Here is a 19,577-nt window from a genome sequence, read left to right as displayed (position 1 = left end):
ATCATGGCCACCGCAGCTCCCACCGCCCCCACCCCGGTCACTGGCGCGACGACGACCAACAACGTCGGTCGCATCAGTCAGGTCATCGGCGCCGTCGTCGACGTGGCGTTCGATCAGAATGTGCCCGCGATCCTGTCGGCGCTCGAGACCAGCAACAACGGTCAGCGCCTCGTGCTGGAAGTGGCGCAGCACCTGGGTGAGAACACCGTGCGCACCATCGCGATGGACGCGACCGACGGCCTCACCCGCGGACAGGAGGTGACCGACACCGGCAGCCAGATCCGCGTGCCGGTGGGCCCGCAGACGCTGGGGCGCATCCTCAACGTCGTCGGGGAACCGATCGACGAGATGGGCCCGGTCAACGCGACCGCCACCGCGCCGATCCATGCCGAAGCGCCGCTGTTCGTCGACCAGTCGACCGAGACTGAGATTCTCGTCACCGGCATCAAGGTGATCGACCTGCTCGCCCCCTACGCCAAGGGCGGCAAGATCGGCCTGTTCGGCGGCGCGGGCGTCGGCAAGACCGTGCTCATCCAAGAGCTGATCAACAACATCGCCAAGGGCCACGGCGGCACGTCGGTGTTCGCGGGCGTGGGTGAGCGCACCCGCGAGGGCAACGACCTCTACCACGAGTTCCTTGACGCGGGCGTCATCGCCAAGGACGCCGACGGCAAGCCGACCCCCGACGGCTCCAAAGTGGCGCTGGTGTTCGGCCAGATGAACGAGCCGCCGGGCGCGCGTGCGCGCGTGGCGCTGTCGGGCCTCACCATCGCGGAATATTTCCGCGATCAGGAAGGGCAGGACGTGCTGTTCTTCGTCGACAACATCTTCCGCTTCACCCAGGCGGGTTCGGAAGTGTCCGCGCTGCTCGGCCGTATCCCGAGCGCGGTGGGTTACCAGCCGACGCTGTCGACCGACATGGGCGCCCTCCAGGAGCGCATCACCTCGACCAACAAGGGTTCGATCACCTCGGTGCAGGCGATCTACGTCCCCGCGGACGACTTGACCGACCCGGCGCCGGCGACCTCCTTCGCGCACTTGGATGCGACGACCGTGCTTAGCCGCGCGATCTCCGAGCTCGGCATCTACCCGGCGGTCGACCCGCTCGATTCGACCAGCCGCGTGCTGTCGGCCAGTGTCGTCGGGCAGGAGCACTACGAAACCGCCCGCCGGGTTCAGGAAACGCTGCAGAAGTACAAGTCGCTGCAGGACATCATCGCCATCCTCGGCATGGACGAGCTGTCGGAAGAGGATAAGCTGACGGTCGCCCGCGCGCGCAAGATCCAGCGCTTCCTCAGCCAGCCGTTCCACGTCGCCGAGGTGTTCACCAACATCCCCGGCAAGTTCGTCGCGATCGAGGACACCGTCCGTTCGTTCAAGGCGGTCGTCGACGGCGAATATGACCACCTCCCCGAAAGTGCCTTCTACATGGTCGGCGGCATCGACGAAGCGGTCGCCAAGGCCGAGAAGCTGGCCGCCGAGGCCTGATTCCTCCCCTCCCCCTCCCCATGCGGGAGGGGGGCAGGAACCCGATCCCATGCTGCATTTCGAACTCGTCACCCCCACCGCCCTCGTCCGTTCGGAGGAGGTGCATATGGTCACCGTTCCCGGCAGTGAAGGCGACTTTGGCGTGCTCGAGGGGCACGCCCCCTTCATGTCGACGATCAAGCCCGGCGCGATCGGCATCCAGCGCGCGCCTGGCGGGGAGATCGAGACGCTCGCCATCGAAGGCGGTTTTGCCGAGGTCAACGAACGCGGGCTGACCATCCTTGCGGAAAAGGTCGGCTAACGCCTGAAGTTTGCGACACGCTGTGCACGCTCGCCGCGTCACTTCCAGCTTCGCAACAGGACAGCTCTGCACATTATTGAACGGCGTCGCGCGAGGTCCGCGCGGCGCCGTTTATGCTTATATTAACCACCCTGACGGCATGCAGCGCGGCGAAAGCCGTCGCAACTTTGCGGCTGAGCAGTCAGGGACAGGCCGATCGATGAGCGCATTCGGACGCAAGCCCGGGTTGGCCGGAGCGCGCCCCGCCTTTGGTGTGGCGCGACCGATGCAGGGTGGCGCGGTGCGCGAGGAGGGCGGCAAGCAGTTCCCGCCGATCGATCCGGCTGCGGTGGCCGCGGCAACCGCCGCCAGCCCCCCGGAGAATGCTGGTCGCCCGCTGAACGCCGAAGACGCGATGGCTCGGCTCAACCATCGCATGGCGTCCGACCACAGCGACGTCGCGTCGCCGCAGGGGTTCGAGCAAAGCGTTCACAAGATCAAGGAACAGGTGCTGCCGCGCCTGCTCGAACGCGTTGACCCGGAAGCCGCGGCGACGCTCAGCAAGGACGAGCTGACCGAGGAATTTCGGCCGATCATCCTCGAGGTGCTGGCAGAGCTCAAGATCACGCTCAACCGGCGCGAGCAGTTCGCGCTCGAAAAGGTTCTGGTCGACGAGCTGCTCGGCTTCGGCCCGCTCGAAGAGCTGCTCAACGACGCCGATGTCAGCGACATCATGATCAATGGCCCCGATCAGACCTATATCGAAAAGAAGGGGAAGCTGACCCTCTCTGGCGTGGTGTTCCGCGATGAGGAGCATCTGTTCCAGATCGCGCAGCGCATCGTGAACCAAGTCGGCCGGCGCGTCGATCAGACCACGCCGCTGGCCGACGCGCGGCTCAAGGACGGGAGCCGCGTCAACGTCATCGTGCCGCCGTTAAGCTTGCGCGGCACCGCCATCTCGATCCGTAAGTTTTCCGCGAAACCGATCACGCTCGACATGCTACGCGATTGGAACGCGATGTCGAACAAGATGTGCACCGCACTCAAGATCGCGGGCGCGTGCCGCATGAACATCGTCATTTCGGGCGGTACGGGCTCGGGCAAGACGACGATGCTCAACGCCCTGTCCAAGATGATCGACCCGGGCGAGCGCGTCATCACCATCGAGGACGCGGCGGAGCTTCGGCTGCAGCAGCCGCATTGGCTGCCGCTCGAAACGCGCCCGCCGAACCTCGAAGGTCAGGGCGCGATCACCATCGGCGACCTCGTCAAGAACGCGCTGCGTATGCGTCCCGACCGCATCATCCTCGGCGAAATCCGTGGGCAGGAGTGTTTCGACCTGCTCGCGGCGATGAACACCGGTCACGACGGGTCGATGTGTACCCTCCACGCCAACAGTCCGCGCGAGTGTCTGGGGCGTATGGAGAACATGATCCTGATGGGCGACATCAAGATCCCGAAGGAGGCGATCAGCCGCCAGATCGCGGACTCGGTCGACCTGATCGTTCAGATCAAGCGTCTGCGTGACGGTTCGCGCCGCGTGACGTCCGTGACCGAAGTGATCGGCATGGAAGGCGACGTCATCGTCACGCAGGAACTGTTCAAATTCGAATATCTCGACGAGGACAAGGACGGCCGCATCATCGGCGAATATCGCGCACTGGGGATGCGTCCCTACACGCTCGAAAAGGCGCGGATGTTCGGGTTCGACCAGCCCTTCCTGGAGGCGTGCCTCTAGGCGACCTTGGGCAGGCTTTCCCCGGCCCGCGCCCCGGCCAACCCGTCGCGCTGGATGGCGATGCCGGTCAGCAGGCTGTCGGCAATCGCCCTCGCCCGCGCCGCGACCAATTCTGTCGCCCGCGGATCGGGTTCGATGTCGCGCAGCGTCGCGTAGAACAGCTCAAGCCAGTGCGCGAAATGCGACGCTTCCAGCGACGGAATCGCGATATGCTTCTGCATCGGGCTGCCGGTGAACTCGCCGCTGTTGTGCAGGATCGAGCGCCAGAAGCGTTTCATCTGCTCCAGGTGGACAGGCCAGTCGTGGATCCGCTCAGCGAAAATCGGCCCCAGCAGTGCATCGTCGCGAATGCGGCCGTAAAAGCTCTCGACCAGTGTCGAGATATAGGCTGCATCGACACCCGCCGCTTCTGCCTGCGCACGTTTGCGCGCGCGCATGGCGGCGGCATGTTCGTGTGCGTCTGCGGGCCGGGCTGCTGCCTCTTCCATTACACCACCACCCCGCTCAACGGCGCGTCCAGGATCGGATACTGCCGCCATCCGGCCCAGTCGAAATGCCACCACTCGTTCTCAAGCCCGACAAAGCCTGCGTCGGTCATGTAGTGTTCGAGCCGCGCGCGCTCCGCTCGTTGCTGTTCGGTGCCGCCCGAGTAATTGCGATAGGCCGCGGGGGTGAAGTCGTCATAGGGGCTCGGCATCGCCACCTCAACTCCGCCGCGATGCAGCGTCGCGTCGATGGCGCAGCCGCGATTGTGGCGCGAGCCCGTCGCGGGATTGGCGACGAATTCACGCCGGCCGGGGGGCGTTTCGTCCCACATCATCTTTGTGACGCGCCACGGGCGATAGGCGTCGAACACGAGCAGGCCGTAGCCATCTCGCTCCGCCGCCGCCTGCGCCCTCGCCAGCGCCGCCGCCACCGGGCGCTGCGCCATCAGCCTCGCCCCCGGCGGGTAGAGCAGCCGACCCATGAAATTGCTGCTCGTCGCATAGCGCACGTCGAAGCGCAGGCCGGGCACTTCGGAGGAAAGAAAGACGAGGTCGGACCGCGCGGTGGCCGCCGGATCGACCGGCATGGCGACGGCGGCGGTCGGCAGGCGCGGCACCGCCGCGCAGCCGGCCAGCGCCAGGCTCGACAGGAGAAAGGACCGCCGGTCGAGCTGCATCGTCACCCTCCCTTGATGGCGATCGCCGCGCCATAGAGCGCGATGCCGATGCCGAGCAGCGTCAGCCCGCTCCACGGCATGAAGCCGACCCGGTCGAGTCGCACGCGCCGCAAGCGCCGCCGTTCCATGACCATCGACGCGATTGCGAGCACCGTGCCGCCGGCTGCGCTGGCCCAGGCAGGGGTTAGAGCGATCATCGTCGCAATCTAATCCGTTCGCCTCGCCCGCGCCATGCCCAACATCCACCGTTGCTCGCCTGCGGCCGGATGAGCGGCAGGAACACTTGCGCACCCGGGTTGCATCGCCCACCGCCCCCGCCCACAAGGTCGATCCGCCCCCCCCTCAACCGGAGCTCCCGATGCGCGCGCTGATCCTCGCCACCACCACCCTCACCCTAATGGCCTGCGCGCCAATCGGGAGCGTGCCGGATCGGGCGCCGCGCCTTACGGCGCAACAGCGCAGCGCGATCGCGCAGGCGGTGGCCGCGCCGACTCGCACCGCGGCCAACCGCGAACGCGATGTTTGGCGGCATCCGGTTGAAACGCTCAGCTTCTTCGGCGTTCGTCCGATCGACCATGTCGTCGAACTGGTGCCGGGCGGCGGCTGGTATAGCGAGATTCTCATCCCGCTCACGGCCAATGGTGGTCGCTATACCGCCGCAGGCGCTTGGGGCGCCGGCCTGAACGGCGCCCGGCGCGCGGCCGAGGCGCTCGGCAATCCCGCGCATGTCGGTTACGCGGAGTTCCCTCGCGCGGGTTCAAGTGCGAATCCGGCTGTTGCCCCCGGCAGCGCGGACGTCGTGCTGACGTTCCGCAACGTCCACAATTTCCGCATGCGTGGTGAGGGGCCCGCTGCGGACGCCTTCGCGCAGGCTTTTGCGATGCTGAAGCCCGGCGGCCGCCTCGGCGTCGTCGAACATCGCCTGCCGGAAAGCCGACCAACCGCCGAGGAAGAAACGAGCGGTTATGTAAAGCGCTCGACCGTGGTTCGCCTGGCCGAGGCCGCCGGTTTCCGCCTGGTCGGCGAGAGCGAGATCAATGCCAACCCGCGCGATACCGCCAACCACCCGCGCGGGGTCTGGACGCTGCCGCCCGTGCTGCGCGGCGCCGCCGATGATGCCGAACCGGCACGCTGGCGCGCGATCGGCGAAAGCGACCGCATGACGCTGCTGTTCATCAAGCCCGAGTGACTCCACCCCCAGGCGCTGCATCCCGGACGCCGGCACCATCCGTGCCTTCGGCGCCGACAGCCGTCGAGCCGCGCCCGATCCTGGCGATCGTCATGCGGCTCGGGGCGGCGGCCGCGCTGTCGTGCATGTTTACGCTGGTAAAGCTCAGTGCGATGCGCGGCGTGCACGCGGTCGAGGCGGTATTTTACCGACAGTTGCTCGCGCTGCCCCTCATCCTGGGTTGGGCCGCGATCGGTCCGGGCCTCGCCAGCCTGCGCACCGATCGCATGCGCCTGCACGCCTCGCGCATGGTCGTGGGACTGATCGCGATGAGCCTGAACTTTGCCGGCATGGCGCTGCTGCCGCTGGCGGAGGCAACGGCGATCGGCTTCACGGTGCCGCTGTTCGCCACGGTCGCCGCGGCGCTGTTTCTGCGCGAGCGCGTCGGCATCTGGCGGTGGAGTGCGATCGCGCTCGGCCTTGCAGGCACGCTGATCGTCGTCGATCCGAGCGGGGCGGCACTGTCCGGGCACGGCGCGGGTGTGGCGGTTGCGCTGGCGGGCGCGGCGATGACCGCCGCCGTCACCATCCTCGTCCGCCAGTTGGGCGCAACGGAACCGGCAACGCGAACCGTGTTCTGGTTCACCCTGCTGTCGCTTGTCCCGCTTGCGCCACTGATGCTGTGGTTCGGACGCGCGCACGATCCAGCGACGTTCGGGTTGCTGCTGGCGACGGGCTTGGCGGGCGGCGTCGCGCAGATCCTGCTCACCGCCGCGCTGCGTCTGGCGCCGGTCGGCGTGGTGCTGCCGATGGATTACAGCTCGCTGATCTGGGCGAGCCTGCTCGGCTGGCTAGCCTTCGCCACCCTCCCCGCCACGACGACGCTGATCGGGGCGCCGATCATCGTCACGAGCGGTCTGATCATCCTGTGGCGGGAGGGAGTGCGGAACCGACGACGGCCCGCGGCACCCGTCTAAAGCCGCCCCGGCAACATCCAGTTGATTGATCGCACCACTACTGTTGCAACAGGCGCCCCGTTCGCGTCGCGCGCCGGCTGGAACCGCGCCCGATCCTGCAAAAGTCGACACGATCGCGCGTCGAGCACTGTGTTGCGGGAGGATATAGCGACATGGCAGGCCGTGACTCGGCCGTCGGCTTCAACCCGCAGGCGGGAAACGGTCCGGCCCTGCGCTTCCTCGCGTAGAGCCATTACGGGATAGTCATCAACTGTGGCCCATCTCGCGGGATCGCCCTCGGGCGTTGCGAGCGTCGCTGCGGACCGCACCACGGCGGGGTCAAGTCCATCGTTGCGCCAAATCGTGTCCAGGCAACTGTAGGCCGCGCGCATGGCGCCGAGAAAGCTGGCGCCCACGAAGCGGTAGCTCTGCTGAGGCGTGACAATCTCCACCGGCACACCAGCGGACCGAAGCGTCTTCCAGCCGGGATGGTCGCCCGCCATGCGCACCGCTCCATATCGAAATACCTGACTTGGCGGCAGGGTCACCAGACCGACCACTGACGGTGCGTCCTGGCCGTCGACCCGCAGCATTGCCGTCCCGGAACGCGCAAGGTCCGTCACCCCGCGGCCGCCGAGGGCAATCTCGAATTGCCCCAACCCACCGGCGCTGTGCAGGATCAGCTCGACCTGCTGCTCCTCGGTGCCGAAGCTGCGCGACAGTGTGCAGCCATTGTCCTCAACATTGACCTGCCAAGCAGAGCCGGGGACGGGCCGCAGCTCCGTGACTTGCTGCGCGCCTGCCGGAACGCTCGTCAAAGCAAGCAGGATCAAGCCAGGCACGGCCGCCCGGTCACCGAAACGCACACCGGCCATATCAGTCCTCCCCCTCACCGCTCAGCCCGACCGGGTCCCGTTTACCGGCCTAGCGGCCGATGCGCCCGCGATGTAGGTTGCCGCCATGGCCGACCATCCGCAAGTCCGCTTTCCTCCGCCGTTGGCGTTCCTGGGCTTTGTACTGCTGGGCTTCCTCGCACATCGCCTCTTCGGCCTTGCGCGAGACGATCTTGGCTTATGGCACTACGCGGCAATTCCGCTGGCGCTCGCGGGCATATGGCTGGTCGGCGCGGCGCTGCTTGGGTTTCGCCGGGTGGGGGAGAATCCGGAGCCGTGGACCGGGACCGCCACCGTCGTCGAGGAGGGTCCCTACCGGGTCACGCGCAACCCGATGTATCTCGGCATGCTGCTCCTCTGCCTTGCCGTGGCCGCGTGGTTCGGTTCGTTGCCGGTGGCGATCGGCGCAATCGTTGCCGCGGCGATCATCGACCGCACGGTGATCCGCGCCGAGGAGCATTATCTCTCCCGTACGCTCGGCGAACGGTACGAAGCGTACCGCCGCCGCGTGCGACGCTGGCTTTGACCTCAGAGGCCTAGCGCCCGCCCTGCTCGCTCAGCGCCGGTTCGCCGGCAGCTGCCACCTCCTCCCGCCAGCCGAGCTTGGGCTTGCGCGCGGCCAGCGTTTCGTCGAGGCGGCGGCGCGGCGCGTGATGCGGCGCGGATTTCAGCGCTTCCTCGCCGTTCTTTGCCCGAGCGACGACCGAACGGAAGGCGGCGATGAACTTGTCGAGATCGCCCTTGCTCTCGGTCTCGGTCGGTTCGACCAGCATCGCGCCATGCACCACCAGCGGGAAATACACTGTCATCGGGTGGTAACCCTCGTCGATCAGCCCCTTGGCGATGTCGAGCGTCGAGAAGCCCTGGGCGAGGCCCTTATCGCTGAACAGCGCTTCGTGCATGCACGGGCCCGATTTGCCGAACGGCGCCTCGAGCAAATCCTCCATGCCGCGCAGCACGTAGTTGGCGTTAAGCACCGCATCTTCGGCGACCTGCTTCAACCCGTCGGCGCCGTGGCTGAGGATGTAGGTCAGCGCACGAGTGAACATGCCCATCTGCCCGTGGAAGGCGCACATGCGGCCGAAGCTCTTGTGCGGCTCCCCGAAATGCTCGCGCGCGAACACGCCGGCGTCCTCTTCCTCGACCAGGTGAACCACGCCGTCCTTGGTCCGTGCGGTGTAGGGGAGCGGGGCGTAGCGGCTCAGCGCCTCGGACAGCACCACCGGCCCTGAACCGGGCCCGCCGCCGCCGTGCGGGGTGGAGAAGGTCTTGTGGAGGTTGATGTGCATCGCATCGACGCCGAGGTCGCCGGGGCGCACTTTCCCGAGGATCGCGTTGAAGTTGGCGCCGTCGCAGTAGACGTAGCCGCCCGCGGCGTGGACCGCGTCCGCCATTGTCTTGAACTCGCGCTCGAACAGGCCGCAGGTGTTGGGGTTGGTGATCATCACCCCCGCGACATCCGGGCCGAGCCGCGCGGTGAGCGCCGCCACATCGACGCGGCCATCGGCGGTGGCGGGGATGTCCTCCACCTTGAAGCCCGCGAAGGCGGCGGTGGCGGGGTTGGTGCCATGCGCGCTCGACGGCACGAGGATGACGTTGCGCTGCGTATCGCCCCGATCCTCAAGCGCCGCCTTGATGCACAGGATGCCGCACAGCTCGCCATGCGCACCAGCCTTGGGCGTCATCGCGACGCCGTGCATGCCGGTCAGTGTAATCAGCCAGTGCGCGAGTTCGTTGATCACCTCCAGCGCGCCCTGCACCGTCGATTGCGGTTGCAGCGGGTGGATGTCGGCAAAGCCCGGCAGCCGCGCCATGCGCTCGTTGAGGCGCGGGTTGTGCTTCATGGTGCACGACCCGAGCGGGAAAAGGCCGAGGTCGATACCGTAATTCTGCCGGCTGAGGCGGGTGTAGTGGCGCACCGTTTCGGGCTCGCTGAGCCCGGGGAGGCCGGTCGGCTTGGTGCGCCGCAGCGCCGTGGGGAGCCGCGATGCGGGCGTGTCGGCGTCGGCGAAGTCGGTGAAATCGACCCCCGTGCGCTCGGCCGAGCCGATCTCGAAGATCAGCGGCTCTTCCAGCATCAGCGCGCGGTTGCCGCTGTGCGTCGCAGGGCGGCCGCTGGCGTCGGTGCCGCCGCCTTCGCCCATCTCGGGGCGCCAGCCGGAGGGGTTCATATTCATGCCAGCACCTCCTTGAGCGCGCCTTCGAGCTCGTCGATATCCGCGTCGGTCACCGTCTCGGTCACCGCCACCAGCAGCCCGTTCTCCAGCGCCGCCTCACCCGGATAGAGCCGCCCGAGCGACACCCCGCCGAGCACGCCCTTGTCCGCCAACGCGCGCACCAGCGGCCGCGCCTCGCGCCCCAAGTCAAGCGTGAATTCGTTAAAAAAATGATCGTTGACCAGGGTCACGCCCGGCAGCTTCGCCAATCGCTCCGCCACCACGACCGCGCGGGCGTGGTTGATTTCCGCCAGCCGCGTCAGGCCCGCGTCGCCGAGCAGCGTCATGTGGATCGAGAAGGCCAGCGCGCACAGCCCGCTGTTGGTGCAGATGTTCGACGTCGCCTTCTCGCGGCGGATGTGCTGCTCGCGGGTGGAGAGCGTCAGCACGAACCCGCGGGTGCCGTCGGCGTCGACCGTCTCCCCGCACAGCCGCCCCGGCATCTGCCGCACCAGCTTTTCGGAGCAGGCGAACAGGCCCACGTAAGGCCCGCCGAACTGGAGCCCGACGCCCAGGCTCTGCCCTTCGCCGACGACGATATCCGCGCCCATCGCGCCCGGCGCCTCGATCAGCCCCAGCGCGACCGGCTCGGTCACCACCGCGACCAGCAGCGCGCCCTTGGCATGCGCTGCTTCGGCGAGTGGGCGGAGGTCCGCGACGCGGCCGAGGATGTCGGGATATTGCACGACGACGCAGCTAGTCTGATCGTCGATCCGCGCGGCGAGGCTGGCGAGGTCGGGGTCCGCCTCGAGCTTGGGCGCGGAGGTCTCGACGCTATCCTCGGTATAGCGCGCCATCGTCTGCGCCACCGCGACATAGTGCGGGTGCACACCGTCGGCGAAGATCGCCTTGCTGCGCTTCGTGACGCGGCGCGCCATCACCACCGCTTCCCACGTCGCGGTCGAGCCGTCGTACATCGACGCGTTGGCGACATCGCAGCCGAACAGCGCCGCGACCTGGCTCTGAAATTCGAACAGCACCTGCAACGTGCCCTGCGCGATTTCGGGCTGGTAGGGGGTGTAGGCGGTGAGGAATTCGCCGCGCTGGATCAGATGATCGACGCTCGCCGGCACATGGTGCCGATACGCCCCCGCACCGAGGAAGAAGGGCACGTCCCCGGCAACCATATTCTTGGCCACCATCGCCTTCATCTGCCGCTCGACCGACAGCTCCGAGGCGTGGTGCGGCAGCCCCTCGATCGGGCCGGAAAGGCGAAGGTCGGCCGGAATGTCGACAAACAGATCGTCGATCTGCGACGCCCCCACCGCATCCAACATCGCGGCGCGGTCGGTGTCGGACAGCGGCAGGTAACGCATCGTCAGGCCCAGTCTTTCGTCAGAGGTTTGCGCAGAAGTCGCGGTAGGCGGCGTCGTCCATCAGGCCGTCGAGCTCGCTCGTGTCGCTGAGGCGCATGCGGAAGAACCATCCGTCGCTCTCGGCGGCGCTGTTGACGAGGCTGGGCTCGCCTTCGAGCGCGGCGTTGCCTTCAGTCACTTCGCCCGAGGCGGGGGCGTAGACGTCGGACGCGGCTTTCACCGATTCGACCACCGCCGCGTCGCCGCCCTTGCTCACCTGCGTGCCGGCGCTGGGCACTTCGACGAACACCACGTCGCCGAGCTGACTCTGCGCATAGTCGGTAATGCCGACGGTGGCGGTGTCGCCCTCCACGTCGAGCCATTCATGTTCCTGGGTGTAATAGCGGGTCATTTGCTGCCTCCCTGGCGGACATATTTGTGCGGAACGAACGGCATAGCCGTGACCGTGGCGCGGTGCGGCTTGCCCCGCTGCTCCAGCGTTACGACGGTTCCCGGCGCGGCCAGCGCGGCGGGGACGTAGGCCATCGCGATCGGTGCGCCGAGCGTCGGAGCGAACCCGCCGGAGGTGACGCGGCCGATCTCCGCCCCGTCGTCGCCGCGCACGATCGCGCCTTCGCGCACCGGCTGGCGGCCTTCCACGATCAACCCAACGCGCTTCTCCGCGGCACCGCTCGCATGTTCGGCAAGAATGCGGGTCGCGCCCGGAAAGCCCCCCTCCTCGCGGCGGCGCTTGGACAGCGCGAAGCCGAGGTCCGCCGCAACCGGCGTCGTCTCCGGTGATAGATCGTGGCCGTAGAGCGGCAGTCCTGCTTCGAGCCGCAGCGAATCGCGCGCGCCGAGGCCGATCGGCTTGACCTGCGGCAACGCCACCAGCGCGTCGGCCAGCCGTTCGACGTGGCTCGCCGGCACCGACAGCTCGAACCCGTCTTCGCCAGTGTAGCCCGACCGGCCGACGCCGATGTCCACGCCGCACCATTCGCGCGACGTGCCCTGCATGAACACCAGTTCGTCCGACAGGCCGGGGAAGATCGTGTCGAGCGCCGCGGCCGCTTCCGGCCCCTGCAGCGCCAGCAGCGCCTGATCGTCGAGATGCGTCAGCGTGATGTCGTCGGAGAGATGTTCGCGCAGGTGGGCGATGTCGTCCCATTTGGTCGCGCCGTTGACGACGACATAGTAACGCGCCGCCCCATCCGCGGCGCTCACATTGGTGACCATCAGGTCGTCGAGGATGCCGCCATCCTCGTCGAGCAGCAGCGAATAGCGGATGCGCCGCGGCTTCAGTCCGGCAATGTCGCCCGGCAGCAGCGTTTCGAGCGCGGCGGCAGCGCCGTCACCCTCCACGATCAGCTGACCCATGTGGCTGACATCGAACAGCCCGGCATGTTCGCGGGTCCACTGATGTTCGGCCATGATGCCGTCATACTGAATGGGCATTTCATAGCCCGCGAACTCGACCATTCGCGCGCCTTGCGCACGATGCCAGCCGTCGAGCGGCAGCGCCTCCGGGCCGTGCTCGACGAATTCGGGTTCTTCCTGCATCAGGTCGGTCACGCTGGCTCTCCCTCGGCTCCGGTCGCAAGGCTCGCGCGAGCGCACTGGCCCGTTCGATCGCCCTGCCCCCTCTGTCCTCGGCACCTGAGAGCTTTGAGGCGCGATGCGCCCTTACCCCTTCGGTGGGACGACGGTTCGCAAGCCGCCGTCCGCTTTCCAGAGCGTCCACTCGCAACGCCGCGGTCCGGTGACCTGAGAGATTCCGGGGCGGTTGCTCCTTCGGCGACGGGTTGCCCCGCCTTCTCCCGCGGCGTGCGCCGATTCCCCACTGTGGGCGGAGGCCGGCGAACGCCTCTGCCCTGCTTCGCGCGCCCGCCGCTGTCAACTCGTCAGACGTAGGCGAGCGCGTCCGGCACGGCCGCCCGCCCGTGCAAGGCGGCCAGCGCCTGCACCGCAAATCGATCGGTCATGCCGGCGATATAGTCGGCGACGTGCCGCGCTCGCGCGGTGTCGTCCTCCGGGCAATGTTCACACCACGCGCCGCCCATCGCGGAGCTGTCGTTGGCGTACGTCTCGAACAGGCGAGCCACGACCTCTCGCGCCGCATCGGCAGCGGCGATCTGGCTCGGGTGATGATAAAGCGTGCGATACATGAAGCGTTTGAGGTCGCGCTCCTGGCGGGCCATCGTTCCCGAAAAGCCGATCACCGCCTCCTTCGCAGCGCGCACGTCATCGACGCTGTCGACCCCCAGCGTGGCAGCGCGTTCGACACTCGCTGCGAGGAGATCGCTTACCATCGCGCCGATCTGCCGACGGATCAGTTCGCGCAGGCGGCGCGAGCGGGGCACGTCGGGATAGTCCGCGCCCACCTCGGCATAGCCGCGCGCGATCATCGGCTGGTCGAGCAGCGTTTCGAGGTCGAGCAGCCCCGCGCGGATACCATCGTCGATGTCGTGATTGTCGTAGGCGATGTCGTCGGCGATCGCCGCCACCTGCGCCTCCGCCGACGCATGGGTGGAGAGGTCGAGCCGAAATGCCGCATCGACCTCGCGCATCGCCCATGTCGGCGCGGTGATCGGGCCGTTGTGCTTGGCGAGCCCCTCCAGCGTCTCCCACGTCAGGTTGAGCCCATCGAAACGCGGATAGGGGCTTTCGAGCTGCGTCAGGACCCGCAGCGTGTGGGCATTGTGGTCGAAACCGCCGAACGGGGCGAGGCACGCCTCCAGCGCGTCCTCCCCTGCGTGGCCGAACGGCGGATGGCCGATGTCGTGGGCGAGGCACAGCGCCTCGGTGAGATCCTCGTTCAGCCCCAGCGCGCGCGCCATGGTCCGTCCGATCTGCGCGACTTCAAGGCTGTGCGTCAGACGGACGCGATAGTGATCGCCGTCGGGCGCGATGAACACCTGCGTCTTGTGGCGTAGGCGGCGGAACGCGATCGAATGGATGATGCGATCGCGGTCGCGTTGAAACGCGTCGCGCGGGCCGCGGGTCTCCGACCGTTCCGGATAGAGGCGCCCGCGACTCTTGGTCGGATCGCTGGCGAGGCGCGCCAGCGGGCGATCGCTGATCATCGCCGGCAGATCAACGCCGTCCGACCGGCGTCACCTCCTCGCCCACCTCGCTGGTCCAGACGAAGGCGTTGCCGCCCGCCGCCTTGTAGGCGCGCTCCCAGGTGCGCGCCGCAGCGACGTTGCGGAACGGGCCGACCACCAGACGGCGCGTGCGGCCCCATTCCGCCGTCGCGCAGCTTTGATCGTCCCACGCGGCGCTGTGGCTGCGGCGCAGACGCGCACAGTCGCTTGCAAGCCGCGCCGCATCGCTGCCCGTCGCGATCTGAACCCAGGTACGTGCCGGGTGGCGGCGACGCCGCTCGGCTTCTTCGCGAGCTTTGGCTTCCTCCTCCGCCCGTTCGCGTGCGGCGGCGGCTTCCGCCACCCGCGCGCGCGCCGCTTCGGCAGCGCGCGCCCGCGTCGCCGCCGCTTCGGCCTGCTGGCGTCGGCGGCGTTCGGCCGCCTCGTTGGCCTGCTGGCGGCGTCGTTCGTCGGCGATCGACTGGAGTTCCGTCGCGGTCAAACCCTGCTGTCCCCGCGCGTGCTCCTCCGAAGGAACGGTCAGTGAGTTGACGACCGAGCCGAGGTTCCAGCCAGCGATGACGGTGGTGCTGGCGGACGGGGTGGCCGGCTGCACCTGCGGAGCCGGCACGAGCGCGGGCGGCGCGACGACAGGCTGCGCAGCGGCCTGAGGTTGCGGGGTCGGCGTCGGTGTCGGTGCGAAGGTCGCGGACGGACTCCCGGCGACTGGCGGGGACAGCGACGGTTGCGACGGCGGCACCGGTGTTGCGCGCACCGCCGGCGATGGCGCCGTGGACGGTGGCTCGAGCAGTCGACCCGGCGACGTGGTCGGTATGGGCGTCGCCACACCGCCCGGCAGCGCGTTGCGAGACACGACGGGGATGGCCGCCGGCGCAGGCGCCGGGGCGGCGTACGTTACGCCGGGAGTCGGCGACGGTGCCGGGATCGCCGCGCTTGCCACCCGGACCGGAGCAGGCGCCGTAACGGGAGCGGGCGCGGGCGAAGGAGCGGGCGCGGGCGCGGGTGATGCGGCGCGGACGGCCACGATCTCGCGGGTGCCATTACTGCGATCGTTCCGGGCGATGCGGCTGTTCGCCAGTGGCGAGTTTTCGCCCGGACGCGACCGTTCGCGGCGGTTGCGCGCCCTTTCCCGGCTGCTGCGCGCCGCGGCGGGCTGCGGCGCTGCGGCTTGAGCGGCTGCCGCGCTCGCCAGCCGGACCGCCTCCGCCCGCGACGGCTGCGCGCGCAACACGTCGTAGTTCGGAAAACGCCCGAAATGCGAAGCTGCTGCAAGCTGCGGAGCGGTCAGCCGATCCATCAGCGCGAAATAAGGATCTAGCCCCTGCGCAAGTTCGCTCGGCATCGTCGTCCGAGCAATCTGCCGCGCCTCGTCCGGGCGGCCGTTCATCGCGAGGATCATCGCCCGCGAACGCCACGCCGCACGGTCCTGTGCCCGGAGCAGCGGCGCGAGCATCAGGATCGCCTGGTCGGACTGACCCGAAATCCCGAGCGACAGGGCATAACGGCGGGTCAGTTCGGCACTTGGCGCGCTTTGCATGGCGACCGCATAATCGGCCTGCGCCCGCGCTTGATCGCCAAGCAGATCATAAGCCAGCCCGCGGTCGGCAAGATAGATTCGCTCGATCCCCCCGAGCTGCGCCGCGGTATCGAAGTAGCGTAACGCCGCGGTCGGATCCTCAAGCTGGACCATCGCCGCTCCGAGCGCAGCCTTGATTCCGGGGTCGCGCGGCAGAAGTTGTTCGGCACGCCCGAGGAAGCCCAGCGCCGCCCGCGCATCGCCCAATTGCAACGCCGCGCGCCCTGCCTGCGCCAGAGCGAAGCCGTCGCTGCCGTTCGCCGCCACCCTCTGCAACGCCGAACCAAGCTGGGACTGTGCATTCGCCCGCGCGAGCTGCTCGGCGGAGAGGCCGCCGTCGCTCGCCACCACCTGAGCAGACGCCACCACGGGCGCGACGGAAACCGAGAGCAGCGCGGCGATGCGGAGCGCCATCATCGCGGCGGGACGGGCGCGGCGGACGCGCGAAACAAGCGGGCTCATACCCGCCCTCTAGCAAAGCGCGCTGGGGTGGTCACGTCCACCCCGGCGCGCAAATTAGCCCTTTCAACGTATCGCAGCCTACTGATTGCTTTGCCGCCCGAGGAACTTCGGCATCGCCGGGAAGCCGTCCGGATCGTCATCATCGTCCGAGCCACTGCCCGACTTGTTCGATTCCAGGCGCGAGAGGTGCTTCATTCGCTCGAACAAAGTCGCCCCGGCGGGCTTGGCCGGCTCCGCAGCCGCAGACTTCGCGGTTGGCGCGGGCGACTTGGGAGCCGCACGGGTCAGCCCCATGTCCGCCGCCGTCGGTGCGTGGGCGCTGTCGTCCAAAAGCAGTTCGTCATCGCCCTCGTCGCCAAAATCGCTGTAGCGGGCAACAGGCGCGGGCGGTGGCGTCGGCGTCGGAGTCGGCGTCGGCGCTGGCTGCGGCGGCACCGCAGCGTTCGATGCGCTGGCAGCCGGGGACGGCGCCGACGGACGGCCCATCGCATCCGCCTGCGGCTCTCCGACCGGGAGCGACCAGCCCGGAGCGGGCGCTGAAGCCCCCGTCTGCTCGCGAGCAGGACGCAGCGTGGGCGTCCGGTCAGCATCCGCCACCGCCGGGCGCTGAGGCTCAGCGGTCGCACGCGTCGGTGGCGTCAGCGTCGGCGAGGCCTCCGATCCGTCATCCTCGGCCCGAGCTGTATCTGCCGGAGCAGCCTCCGCGCGGTCAGGCGATGCGGCCGCACCCCCCGACATGCTCGCACCCAGCGACGGCGCACCGGCACCGAGCGATGGCGCGCCAGCGCCCAACGAAGGTGCTCCCGTGCCAAGCACCGGACTCGGAGCCAGACCGACGCCGGCACCCGGCGCCGAGCGCTGCGGAGCTGCGGCGCGCTGGCCGAACAGCGCCGGCCGCTCGACGTTCGCTTCATCCGGGGTCTCGAGCCCGGTCGCGACCACGCTCACGCGGATTTTGCCGTTGAGCTGCGGGTTGAAGGCCGACCCCCAGATGATGTTCGCGTCCGGGTCGACGAGGTCGCGGATATGGTCGCCGGCCTCCTGCAGTTCGAACAGGCCGAGGTCTTCGCCGCCCGAAATCGAGATGATCACGCCCTTTGCGCCAGCCATGCTGACGCCGTCGAGCAGCGGGTTGGCGATCGCCTGCTGCGCGGCGGCAAGCGCGCGGCCGTCACCTTCGGCCTCGCCGGTGCCCATCATCGCCTTGCCCGCGTCGCGCATGACCGACTTCACGTCGGCGAAGTCCAGATTGACGAGGCCGGGCATGACCATCAGGTCGGTGATCCCGCGCACACCCTGCTGCAGCACCTCGTCCGCCATGCGAAACGCCTCGATGAAGGTCGTCTTCGCCTCGGCGATCATGAACAGATTCTGGTTCGGGATGACGATCAGCGTGTCGACGTGCCGCTCGAGTTCCTCGATGCCGGCATCGGCCGAACGCATCCGCCGATTGCCCTCGAAGCTGAACGGTTTGGTTACGACGCCGACGGTGAGGATGCCGCGATCGCGCGCGATCTTGGCGATGACCGGGGCGGCGCCGGTGCCGGTGCCCCCGCCCATGCCCGCCGCGAGGAACACCATGTGCATCCCCTCGAGCGCCTGCTCGATTTCGGCGATCGCTTCTTCGGCAGCGGCGCGGCCGACCTCGGGCTGCGCGCCTGCGCCCAGACCTTGCGTGATCTGCGCGCCGAGCTGGATGCGGTTGGCCGCCTCGCTTGCCGACAGCGCCTGAGCGTCGGTGTTGGCGACGAGGAAGTCGACGCCCTGCACTTCGGCCGCGATCATGTTGGCGATGGCGTTGCCGCCCGCGCCGCCGACGCCGATCACCGCGATGCGGGGTTTCAAACCTTCCAGGTGCGGCAGACCGATGTTGATGGCCATATGCTTACTCCCCGCGCGACTGTTGCCGCATGTTCCTCGTTAACCAGTGGCGTTCGCACATTCTCGACCCTGTTTGAATCCTTTTTCGTGCTCGCGCCACAAAATCTCATTTCTCACGCTGCCACATCGCGATCAGGCGTTGCCACCATCGGGCATCCGGAGCGACGCCGCGCGATCGCTCCCCGGCGGTCGGACGGATGTCGGCGGGCGGCTGGGCAGCGTAGAATATCGTGCCGACCGCGGTGGCAAAGACGAGACTGTCGTGCGCCACCGGCATGCCTGTCAGCGAACGCGGCTTGGCCAGCCGCACCGTCCCGCCGAGCGCGCCTTGCAGATACTCGCTCAACCCCTTGAGCTCCGCGCCGCCGCCGCACAGGAGGATTTGCCGCTCACTCGGATCGTCGAAGCCGAGCTGGCGGAGCGCACGCCCGATTTCGGGCGCGACGCGGTCGAGCCGCGCGCGAATGACGGCATTGAGTTCGGCGCGCGTAATTTTCGCCTCGCTTGCATCGCCCGGCGCTTCGCCGATGGCGATGCTGTCCTGATGATCGCGCGGCGACGACAAGGCCGAGCCGTAAAAGCACTTCACCCGTTCGGCCACGCTGCGGCGTGTGCCGAACTGGTTGGCGATGGCGTCGGTGATGTCGCCGCCGCCGGTCGGGAGCGTCACGATCCCCACCAGCATGCCACCCGCGAAGACGCCCACGCGGGTGAGCGCCGCCCCCACGTCGATCAGCGCCGTGCCAAGCTCACGCTGTTCGTCGGTGAGGCAGGCGATGCCCGCCGCCATCGTCGTCGATACGACGTCGCGAACGTCGACATGCGCCGCGCGCACGGCGGAGATGAGGTTGGCGACCGGCCCGCGATCGGCTTCGACAAGGTGAATCTCGACGCCGAACCGGTCGGCCATCAGCCCGACAGGCTCCCGCACCCCCGCATTGCCGTCCAGTACATAATAGACCGGCTGCGCGTGCAGGATCGCCCGCTCCTCGCGCGGCAGCGCTTCGCGCGCGCGCTCGTGCAGTTCCTCGACGTCGTCCGCTTCGATCTGTCCGCGGCCGTGCCCCATCTCGTTGAGCAGGCTGCGGCTGGTCACCGACGGGCCGCCGAAGCCGATCCAAGCCTGTTGCACTTCGACCCCGGCGACGCGTTCCGCCTGTTCCAGCGCCTCGCGCACGCAGCGGTCGACTGCTTGCAGGTCGACGACATTGCCGAGCCGCATGCCGATCGTCTCACGCACCCCCGTGCCGAGCGCGTGCAGCGAACCGTCGGCGGTGGCGCCCGCGATCACCACTGCGACCTTCGACGATCCGACGTCGATCGCGGTGTAGAGTGTTTCGATGCGCGGGGCGGCCATC

At 68.4% G+C, this 19,577-nt stretch carries 18 protein-coding genes and 2 riboswitches; of the genes, 6 read left to right on the top strand and 12 right to left on the bottom strand.

Annotated features, from left to right (window positions below):
- Positions 1 to 3: 3 nt before the first annotated feature.
- The 3 genes from atpD (at position 4) to ACRYJK_RS01920 (ending at position 3,506) form a co-directional block, all read left to right on the top strand.
- Complete coding sequence (gene atpD, locus ACRYJK_RS01930) at positions 4 to 1,488, top strand: F0F1 ATP synthase subunit beta (RefSeq protein WP_482665899.1); 1,485 nt, start codon at positions 4 to 6, stop codon at positions 1,486 to 1,488.
- A 49-nt stretch (positions 1,489 to 1,537) separates the two neighbouring features.
- A complete protein-coding gene (locus ACRYJK_RS01925) occupies positions 1,538 to 1,789 on the top strand; it encodes an ATP synthase F1 subunit epsilon (RefSeq protein WP_482665898.1) in 252 nt (83 codons plus the stop codon).
- Between the two features lie 199 nt (positions 1,790 to 1,988).
- Complete coding sequence (locus tag ACRYJK_RS01920) at positions 1,989 to 3,506, top strand: TadA family conjugal transfer-associated ATPase (RefSeq protein WP_482665897.1); 1,518 nt, start codon at positions 1,989 to 1,991, stop codon at positions 3,504 to 3,506.
- Here ACRYJK_RS01920 and ACRYJK_RS01915 read toward each other — a convergent pair.
- Genes ACRYJK_RS01915 through ACRYJK_RS01905 form a run of 3 tightly spaced genes read right to left on the bottom strand, consistent with a single transcriptional unit; the run spans position 3,503 to position 4,865 of the window.
- Complete coding sequence (locus ACRYJK_RS01915; RefSeq protein WP_482665896.1) at positions 3,503 to 3,994, bottom strand: group III truncated hemoglobin; 492 nt, start codon at positions 3,992 to 3,994, stop codon at positions 3,503 to 3,505. The two genes, ACRYJK_RS01920 and ACRYJK_RS01915, sit on opposite strands and share 4 nt — an antisense overlap.
- On the bottom strand, positions 3,994 to 4,668 hold the full coding sequence (locus ACRYJK_RS01910) for a M15 family metallopeptidase (RefSeq protein ID WP_482665895.1): 675 nt from the start codon (positions 4,666 to 4,668) through the stop codon (positions 3,994 to 3,996). The genes ACRYJK_RS01915 and ACRYJK_RS01910 overlap by 1 nt, the downstream gene beginning before the upstream one ends.
- A 2-nt stretch (positions 4,669 to 4,670) precedes the next feature.
- The gene (locus tag ACRYJK_RS01905; protein ID WP_482665894.1) at positions 4,671 to 4,865 is read right to left on the bottom strand and encodes a hypothetical protein; all 195 of its coding nucleotides are present in this window, start codon (positions 4,863 to 4,865) and stop codon (positions 4,671 to 4,673) included.
- A 161-nt stretch (positions 4,866 to 5,026) separates the two neighbouring features.
- Here ACRYJK_RS01905 and ACRYJK_RS01900 point away from each other — a divergent pair, with 161 nt between their 5' ends.
- Together ACRYJK_RS01900 and ACRYJK_RS01895 are read left to right on the top strand one after the other, a co-directional pair.
- Positions 5,027 to 5,857 (top strand): class I SAM-dependent methyltransferase, encoded by an 831-nt coding sequence (locus ACRYJK_RS01900; RefSeq protein ID WP_482665893.1) that lies wholly within the window; start codon positions 5,027 to 5,029, stop codon positions 5,855 to 5,857.
- A 41-nt stretch (positions 5,858 to 5,898) separates the two neighbouring features.
- A complete protein-coding gene (locus ACRYJK_RS01895) occupies positions 5,899 to 6,813 on the top strand; it encodes a DMT family transporter (RefSeq protein ID WP_482665892.1) in 915 nt (304 codons plus the stop codon).
- On the opposite strand, the gene ACRYJK_RS01890 is transcribed toward ACRYJK_RS01895, so the two are convergent.
- A complete protein-coding gene (locus ACRYJK_RS01890) occupies positions 6,810 to 7,667 on the bottom strand; it encodes a TonB family protein (protein ID WP_482665891.1) in 858 nt (285 codons plus the stop codon). The two genes, ACRYJK_RS01895 and ACRYJK_RS01890, sit on opposite strands and share 4 nt — an antisense overlap.
- Positions 7,668 to 7,752: 85 nt before the next feature.
- Here ACRYJK_RS01890 and ACRYJK_RS01885 point away from each other — a divergent pair, with 85 nt between their 5' ends.
- On the top strand, positions 7,753 to 8,211 hold the full coding sequence (locus ACRYJK_RS01885; RefSeq protein ID WP_482665890.1) for a methyltransferase family protein: 459 nt from the start codon (positions 7,753 to 7,755) through the stop codon (positions 8,209 to 8,211).
- A gap of 10 nt (positions 8,212 to 8,221) precedes the next feature.
- Here the strand turns inward: ACRYJK_RS01885 and gcvPB are convergent, their stop codons facing one another.
- The 8 genes from gcvPB to ftsA form a co-directional block, all read right to left on the bottom strand.
- Complete coding sequence (gene gcvPB / locus ACRYJK_RS01880; RefSeq protein ID WP_482665889.1) at positions 8,222 to 9,862, bottom strand: aminomethyl-transferring glycine dehydrogenase subunit GcvPB; 1,641 nt, start codon at positions 9,860 to 9,862, stop codon at positions 8,222 to 8,224.
- A complete protein-coding gene (gene gcvPA, locus ACRYJK_RS01875) occupies positions 9,859 to 11,217 on the bottom strand; it encodes an aminomethyl-transferring glycine dehydrogenase subunit GcvPA (protein ID WP_482665888.1) in 1,359 nt (452 codons plus the stop codon). The genes gcvPB and gcvPA overlap by 4 nt, the downstream gene beginning before the upstream one ends.
- Before the next feature lie 19 nt (positions 11,218 to 11,236).
- Positions 11,237 to 11,608: a glycine cleavage system protein GcvH gene (gcvH, locus tag ACRYJK_RS01870; RefSeq protein ID WP_482665887.1), complete on the bottom strand. Its 372-nt coding sequence runs from the start codon at positions 11,606 to 11,608 to the stop codon at positions 11,237 to 11,239.
- Entirely contained in the window at positions 11,605 to 12,756 is a 1,152-nt protein-coding gene (gene gcvT / locus ACRYJK_RS01865) for a glycine cleavage system aminomethyltransferase GcvT (RefSeq protein WP_482667377.1), read from the bottom strand. Before gcvT ends, gcvH begins: the two co-directional genes overlap by 4 nt.
- Positions 12,757 to 12,829: 73 nt before the next feature.
- A riboswitch (glycine riboswitch) is annotated at positions 12,830 to 12,938 on the bottom strand.
- Positions 12,939 to 13,026, bottom strand: a riboswitch (glycine riboswitch).
- Between the two features lie 71 nt (positions 13,027 to 13,097).
- The gene (locus tag ACRYJK_RS01860; RefSeq protein WP_482665886.1) at positions 13,098 to 14,279 is read right to left on the bottom strand and encodes a deoxyguanosinetriphosphate triphosphohydrolase; all 1,182 of its coding nucleotides are present in this window, start codon (positions 14,277 to 14,279) and stop codon (positions 13,098 to 13,100) included.
- Positions 14,280 to 14,289: 10 nt separating this feature from the next.
- Positions 14,290 to 16,338, bottom strand: a complete 2,049-nt coding sequence (locus ACRYJK_RS01855; protein WP_482665885.1) for a tetratricopeptide repeat protein — start codon at positions 16,336 to 16,338, stop codon at positions 14,290 to 14,292.
- A gap of 78 nt (positions 16,339 to 16,416) precedes the next feature.
- Complete coding sequence (ftsZ, locus tag ACRYJK_RS01850) at positions 16,417 to 18,219, bottom strand: cell division protein FtsZ (RefSeq protein WP_482665884.1); 1,803 nt, start codon at positions 18,217 to 18,219, stop codon at positions 16,417 to 16,419.
- 106 nt (positions 18,220 to 18,325) lie between these two features.
- Positions 18,326 to 19,576 carry a cell division protein FtsA gene (gene ftsA, locus ACRYJK_RS01845; protein ID WP_482665883.1) on the bottom strand — a complete coding sequence of 417 codons (1,251 nt, stop codon included), beginning with the start codon at positions 19,574 to 19,576 and terminating at the stop codon, positions 18,326 to 18,328.
- Position 19,577 lies beyond the last annotated feature (1 nt).

It is taken from the genome of Sphingomonas sp. BLHR8, assembly GCF_056821725.1.
This window is presented reverse-complemented; position numbering and strand designations above follow the sequence as displayed.